The sequence below is a fragment of the Streptomyces sindenensis genome (genome assembly GCF_014649035.1).
GTDB classification, from domain to species: Bacteria; Actinomycetota; Actinomycetes; order Streptomycetales; family Streptomycetaceae; genus Streptomyces; species Streptomyces sindenensis.
Genome location: NZ_BMSG01000074.1, coordinates 1 through 2814, shown reverse-complemented (window position 1 = coordinate 2814; position 2814 = coordinate 1). Strand labels below are relative to the sequence as shown.

Genomic DNA, 2814 nt, shown 5'->3' with positions numbered 1-2814 from the left:
CGGCGCCCCGTCGACCTCCGGAAAGACCGTGCGCAGGCTCTCATGACGACCGACGAGATCGGCCAGGGCCGAGCGCAGCGCCGGGAGGTCGACGGCTCCGCGCAGGCGCACCGCCAGCGGCAGGTTGTACGTGGAGCTCGGCCCCTCGAAGCGCCCCAGGAACCACAGTCGGCGCTGGGCGAAGGACAGCGGCAGTTCCCCGTCCCGCTCGCGGGCCGTCAGGGCCGAGCGACCGTGGGCCGCGGTGCCCACCCGAGCCGCCAGGCCGGCGACCGTGGGCGACTCGAAGACGCTGCGTACGGTGATCTCGGCGCCCAGGACGGCACGGATCCGGCTGGTCAGCCGGGTCGCCAGCAGCGAGTGGCCGCCCAGGGCGAAGAAGCTGTCGTCGATGCCCACCTCGGGCAGTGCGAGTGCCTCGGCGAACAGGGCGCACAGCTGGGTCTCCAGCGGGGTACGCGGGGCGCGGGAGGTCTCGTCCGGGTCCGGCGCGGGCAGGGCCCGCCGGTCGAGCTTGCCGTTCGGCGTCAGCGGCAGCGCGTCGAGGGGGACGAACGCGGCCGGGACCATGTGTTCGGGCAGGGTCCGCGCGCAGAAGGCGCGCAGCTCGTCGGCGTCGGGGACCTCACGGCCCGTGGCCGCGACCGGGTAGGCCACCAGGCTGCGGATGCCGGGGCGGTCCTCGCGGGCGACGACGGCGGCCGCCGAGAGGGCCGGGTGCCCGACGAGGACGGACTCGATCTCGCCGAGCTCGATCCGGAACCCCCGGATCTTGACCTGGTCGTCGGCGCGGCCGAGGTACTCCAGGGTGCCGTCCGGCAACCACTTCACCAGGTCGCCGGTGCGGTACATGCGGCTCCCGGGGGCGCCGAAGGGGTTGGCGACGAACCGCTCGGCCGTCAGGCCGGGTCGGCCCAGATAGCCGCGGGCCAGCTGGGCGCCTGCCAGATGGAGTTCGCCCGCGACTCCGGCGGGCACCGGGTTCAGGTCGGCGTCCAGGACGTAGACCTGGGTGTTCCAGATCGGTCGGCCGATGGGCGCGGTGGCCGGCCAGTGCTCCCGGTCGGCAGGCAGGGTCCATGCGGTCACGACGTGCGTCTCGGTCGGCCCGTAGTGATTGTGCAGGCTGCGTGCGACCGCGCCGGAGTGCAGGGCGCGGATGTCCTGGGTGAGGACCAGGGCTTCGCCCGCCTGGGCGGTGTGGGTCAGCGACCCCAGTTCCAGGCCCTGCTCGACGGCGGCCTCGGCCACCGCGTGGACGACCAGCTGCGGCGCGTACAGCTCGCCCACCTCCTGGGCGTCCAGCCAGCGCGCGAAGGCGGCGGCGTCGCGGCGGATCTCCTGGCCGGGGACGACCAGGGTCCTGCCTGCCATCAGGGTGCCGAGGATCTCCTGGGCCGAGACGTCGAAGCTGATCGCGGTGAACTGCGCTACCCGGGCGGGAGCGTCCGCGGCTGCGGAGATCGCCGACTCGTGCCACGCCATCAGGTTCAGTAGGGCGCGGGCCGGCATGACGACGCCCTTGGGGCGGCCGGTGGAACCGGAGGTGTAGATGACGTAGACGGGCGCCTCGGGGGTCAGCGGCGCCGTGCGCTCGGCGTCCTCGACCGCGGTCGCGGGCAGCGCTGCGCACTCGTCCCGTACCGCCGACTCGTCCAGCAGCAGTACCGGGGCCCCGCCATGGCCGGCCCACACCGAGGTGTCGCTCAGAACGAGCGCCGGGGATGCGTCGGCGAGCATGAAGGCGATGCGGTCGGCCGGGTACTCCGGATCGACGGGAAGGTAGGCGGCCCCCGCCTTGAGCACCGCGAGGATGGCGGTGACCAGCTCGGCGGAGCGCGGCAGCGCCAGTGCGACGACGGACTCCGGGCCGATGCCGCGGCCGATCAGCAGACGGGCCAGTCGGCTGGAGCGGGCGTCGAGTTCCGCGTAGCCGAGGGTGTCGTCGTCCACGACGACGGCCGGGGCGTCGGGAGTGCGGGCGGCCTGGGCGGCGAACATCGCGGGCAGCGTGGTGGTCGGCAGCACACGGTCGGTGTCGTTGTGACGGACCACGATGCCATGGCGCTCGACCGGATCGAGGAGGTCGAGGCTCGCCACGGGCATCCGCGGATCGGCCGCGGCCAGGGTCAGCAGCCGCACCAGGCGGTCGGCCAGACGCTGCGCGGTCACGGAGTCGAACAGGTCGGCGCTGTACTCCAGCGTGCCCTCGATGCCGTTCGGTGAGCCGTCGGCGGACCGCTGCTCGCCCAGTGCGAAGAACAGGTCGAACTTGGAGACGCCATTGCTCAGTTCGTACGGCTCGGCGCGCAGGCCGGGCAGTGCCACGGTGGCCTCGGGGTTGTTCTGCAGCGTCAGCATGACCTGGAACAGCGGGTGGGTGGCCAGCGAGCGCTCGGGATTGACGGCTTCGACGAGTCGTTCGAACGGCAGGTCCTGGTGTGCGTACGCCTCCAGGTCGGTGTCCCGGACCCGGGCGACGAGCTCGCGGAACGTGGGCCGGCCGGAGACGTCGGTGCGCAGCACCAGGGTGTTGAGGAAGAAGCCGACCAGTTCGTCGAGCGCGTCGTCGGTCCGGCCCGCGATCGGTGTGCCGACCGGGATGTCCTCTCCGGCGCCGGACCGGGACAGCAGCGCCGTCAGTCCGGCCTGGAGAACCATGAACAGGCTCGCCTGACTGGTCCGGGCGATCTTCAGCAACCGCTGGTGCAGTACGGCGTCCAGGCGGATGGGCACGGTGCCGCCGCGATAGGTGGCCACGGCGGGGCGGGGCCGGTCGGTGGGCAGTACCAGTTCCGCGGGGAGATCCGCCAA

At 73.0% G+C, this 2814-nt stretch carries 1 protein-coding gene; it reads right to left on the bottom strand.

Annotation, left to right across the window (positions count from 1 at the left end; all coding sequences use genetic code 11):
- A partial coding sequence (locus IE145_RS33060; RefSeq protein WP_189529108.1) for a non-ribosomal peptide synthetase occupies positions 1–2814 on the bottom strand: 2814 nt, incomplete at both ends.